Source organism: Brunnivagina elsteri CCALA 953, assembly GCF_002289455.1.
GTDB classification, from domain to species: Bacteria; Cyanobacteriota; Cyanobacteriia; order Cyanobacteriales; family Nostocaceae; genus Brunnivagina; species Brunnivagina elsteri.
The window spans coordinates 1-4189 of sequence record NZ_NTFS01000495.1; the positions used below are offsets into that span (position 1 = coordinate 1).

Sequence of the window (4189 nt, forward strand, 5' to 3'; positions counted from 1 at the left end):
GTGTAGTTATAACTTTATTTATCAGATTTTTTAAAATTATGCCTAAGGTTTCTGTAATCATTCCTGCTTATAATGCAATGAAATATCTTCCTGAAACCCTGGAAAGTGTTTTAAAGCAAACATTTACCGATTTTGAAGTTGTGATTGTTGATGATGGAAGTAGTGACAATATTTCTGAGTGGGCTAACCAAATTATCGACGATCGTGTTCGACTAATTTCACAACAGAATCAAGAACTTGCTGCTGCACGCAACACTGGAATTTTAAACTCAACAGGTGAGTATATTGCATTTATAGATGCTGATGATATTTGGGAAGCAAGCAAATTAGAAAAACAAGTCAATTATTTAGACTCCCATCCTTTAGTCGGTTTGGTCGATACCTGGACAGCTTTAATTGATGAAAATGGTAATTTTCTCAATAAAATTATCAATAACAGTATCGAAGGTGACGTGCGAAGAACAGTGACGGAAGTCTGTAATGCTTTTATTGCCTCCGGTAGTTCACCAATGATTCGACGTACTTGTTTTGATAAAGTGGGTTTATTTGATGTAGATATTAAGTTTGCTGAAGATGTCGATATGTGGATACGTATAGGTATACATTATCATTTTGGAGTGGTCAAAGAACCTTTGATTAGATATCGACAGCATTCTAATAGTAAGTCTAGAAATTGTCAGTCCATGCTCGAAGGTATCCGAAAGGTTATTGAGAAAACTTACAGTTCAATGCCAACAGAACTACTTCATCTTCGAGGTAAAAGTTATGGTACTTGGTATCTTTACTTTGCTTGGACAGCACTTAAGAATCACAATTATCCACAAGCTATTGAGTTTCGCAATCAAGCGATCGCACATTATCCTCAACAGATTTTTTCTATTGATTTTTGGCGTTTGAGTATTGCGATCGCGCTTCAAACTTTATTAGGAGTTAAAGGATATGAAGGAGTAAAGTATTTAATGCGGATGCTACGTCAACCCTTATCCCGTATGAGCTAAATCTTTCCTATCAATAAATATATTCCTTCTAATAAACCTTTAAAGCATTTGTCTTTGAAGGTTTATTTTTATTGTTTCAATTCATATATCACTAAAGTGTAAAAAATGAAGCAAATTCAAACGAAAATTCCTCGTGTATCTACTCACTACAAATTTTTAGGGATACAAATTGATGCACTTTCCATTCCCGAACTCAACTCTGTAATCGCAGAATCAGTGGAGCAAAGCCGGAAATGGATTATTGCTAATCACAATTTACACAGCCTCTATCTGTATCATCACGATGCGAGAATGCGTACATTCTACACTAAGGCTGAATATACCCATATCGATGGAATGCCCTTGGTGATGTTTGGAAAGTTGCTTGGTTATCCACTACAACGGCAACAGCGAGTCACTTATGTTGATTGGGTAAATCCATTGATGGCAGAAGCTACAAGACAAGGTTGGCGCATTTTTTACCTTGGTTCTAAACCAGGAGTGGCAGACAAAGGAGTCAGAATTCTACGCGATCGCTTTCCAGGGTTACAGATTGCTTGTGCCCACGGATACATAGAAGCTCGCAAGGATAGTCCAGAGAATCAGGCAGTTTTATCCGCGATCGCAACCTATCAACCCCACATATTGATGGTGGGAATGGGAATGCCTCGTCAAGAGTATTGGATTAGTGACAATTTAGAAGATATCCATGCCAATGCAATTCTGACTAGTGGAGCTTGCATAGACTACATAGCTGGAACTGTTCCCACTCCTCCTCGTTGGATGGGTAGATTTGGTTTGGAATGGCTATATCGTCTAGTAAGTGAGCCAAAAAGACTTTGGAAGCGTTACTTATTAGAACCGTGGTTTGTTGCCACATTATTCTTACGAGAAATTCTGAGTATTTAGTATTGAGTACTGTAATTTATCTGCTTACTTTGATTTTCTAGTACTTTCATTTTTCTAGGTATTCTGATTTCGTCCTGATTTCTGTTGCTTGCTTTTTGGTTCGTGAGTACTCTGAATTCTGATTTATTCAGCATTTTATTGTGTTTCCTTTTCGACTGAAGTTTGAACTGTCATTTTCAACCTGACAACCTTAATAATGTTTGTTCCTATTTGGCTAGAGATATGTATTTCAATTGGACATGCAAAAAATATAAATGGTGTGTGAATCATGGTATCTAAATCGCTATCAGTTATTGGCTTTAAACCAGATTTAAGGTCTGGCAAAGGTACTCAAATTCAACGAGGATTAATTGTTAGATTACTGCGAGTAATTTCTTTAGTAATTTTGGATGCCCTATCGCTAGTTTTAGCGTGGAAATTAGCGATATATTATGGTACTCCAATTGAGTCAGTTTGGACTCAAGAAGTATCATTTTTAATGTTAAATGTTAGCGTGGGAATCTCTATCTTCTTAACCTCAGGACTTTATAAAGCGGGTATTAACCGACGTAATTACACTCGTCTAATTAAAGCTATCTCACTGTCTGAAGTTCTATTACTTTTAATTGGCTTTCTCTACGCACCTGAATCATATATTTCTCGTTCCACTTTTCTACTTTCTTGGTTGCTGAGTATTGCTTTTATTTGTACTGCTAGATTCCTTTTTGATGTTGTTACAAATAGACTTCGCAGTCAAGGTTCTGTACGTCATTCAGTTTTCCTCATCACTGATAAAGAGGAGCAGGAAGAACAAATTTGCTTAGTTGAAAAGCAGAATTGCTATACTGTTTTAGGTGTCGCTGATTCTAGTAGTCTAGATTTACGCAATCGCGATCGCACTTTTGCATACTTACGTGAATTGGGTGTGGCTGAGGCTTTTGTGTCTTGGAGTTGTATCAAGAATCGCTTGTATATTTGCTGGCATTTCTACACTGCTGGGATTACGATTCGGATATTACCAACAAAGCATGAACAATATCATCCAAAATCGGTCATGTGGATGTTGGGGGATGTTCCTTGTTTGACTATTCCTGCACCTATTCTTGCAGGTAGTGATTTTTGGGTGAAACGAATTTTTGACCTCGTTTCTTCAAGTGTTCTATTAATGGCTTTCTCACCTCTTTATCTGACTATTTCTGTACTGATTAAGTTGGATTCTCGTGGTCCAGTTTTCTTTAAGCAAGACCGGATTGGATTACATGGTAAAAAGTTTAAAATCTGGAAATTTCGCACGATGGTGACTAATGCAGAGAAGTTACAAGCTGGATTAGAAGCGAAGAATGAAATCAAGGATGGGGTGTTATTTAAGTTGAAAGACGACCCCCGTATTACCAAAATTGGTAAGTTTTTACGTCGTTATAGTTTGGATGAATTACCACAATTGTTTAATGTTTTATTTGGGGAAATGAGTTTAGTTGGTCCTCGTCCACTTCCAGTTCGAGATGTTGAACGATTCCAGAAAATGCACTTTATTCGTCAAGAAGTTCTGCCTGGTATTACTGGTTTATGGCAAGTTTCTGGTCGTTCGGATATCGAAAATTTTGAAGATGGGGTAAAGTTGGATATTACTTACATTGAAAATTGGTCAATCTTGATGGATTTGAAAATTTTGTTTCAAACGGTTGGAGTTGTGTTTCAGAAGAAAGGAGCTTATTAAATTAGAATTCAGGAATTAGAATTCAGGAATTAGAATTAAGAATTTTGAATGTTGAATTTTACTCAACTGAATAACTCCCATATAGAAATCTTTGACAGATTTGTAAAAATCAACAGGTTTAGTAAGGGCGAACAGCCGTTCTCCCCTACAATATCTTTGGATAACGAAAAATCTTTATGTAGGGGTTATCACTTCTGATTAGCCAAAAGTATCCTCCAAGAAGTTGGAAATTTAGTTAATACCAAAAATAAAAAAGCCCATAGTACATATACTACAGGCTTTAAAAATACAAAAATATATAGAACTAACTATTGACTTACCCGAAATATCTGATTTCAGCTTCGATTTGACGAACCAAATTATCATCACTTTTGGCTCTCGCGACTTCCAAACGATGCTCTAAACTTCTTAAAATGTTCTGTTTGTGAGCTTCTTGGGCTTTTTTAGCAGCTTCGACTCTGTTGTGAATCATAAATTTAACCTCTTTACTATTATCAATATCTATGTCTATGTCATGTATTACTAACATAGCATAGATTTAGTAACGGTTGTTACAGAATAAATGCTCTTTATAATATATTTAGTTTGGAAAATACTTTATTCATGT

Annotated in this window: 4 protein-coding genes; 3 read left to right on the plus strand and 1 reads right to left on the minus strand. The window is 36.1% G+C overall.

Annotation, left to right across the window (positions count from 1 at the left end):
• The 3 genes from CK510_RS27065 to CK510_RS27075 all read left to right on the plus strand — a co-directional run.
• The coding region (locus tag CK510_RS27065; protein WP_342746007.1) for a glycosyltransferase family 2 protein at positions 1 to 998 on the plus strand (998 nt) is incomplete at its 5' end.
• Positions 999 to 1103: 105 nt separating this feature from the next.
• On the plus strand, positions 1104 to 1886 hold the full coding sequence (locus CK510_RS27070) for a WecB/TagA/CpsF family glycosyltransferase (RefSeq protein WP_095724607.1): 783 nt from the start codon (positions 1104 to 1106) through the stop codon (positions 1884 to 1886).
• Between the two features lie 268 nt (positions 1887 to 2154).
• Positions 2155 to 3582 carry a sugar transferase gene (locus CK510_RS27075; protein ID WP_095724608.1) on the plus strand — a complete coding sequence of 476 codons (1428 nt, stop codon included), beginning with the start codon at positions 2155 to 2157 and terminating at the stop codon, positions 3580 to 3582.
• A gap of 316 nt (positions 3583 to 3898) precedes the next feature.
• Here CK510_RS27075 and pirA read toward each other — a convergent pair whose 3' ends face one another.
• Positions 3899 to 4054: an arginine synthesis PII-interacting regulator PirA gene (pirA, locus tag CK510_RS32430; RefSeq protein WP_169927034.1), complete on the minus strand. Its 156-nt coding sequence runs from the start codon at positions 4052 to 4054 to the stop codon at positions 3899 to 3901.
• Positions 4055 to 4189: the final 135 nt, after the last annotated feature.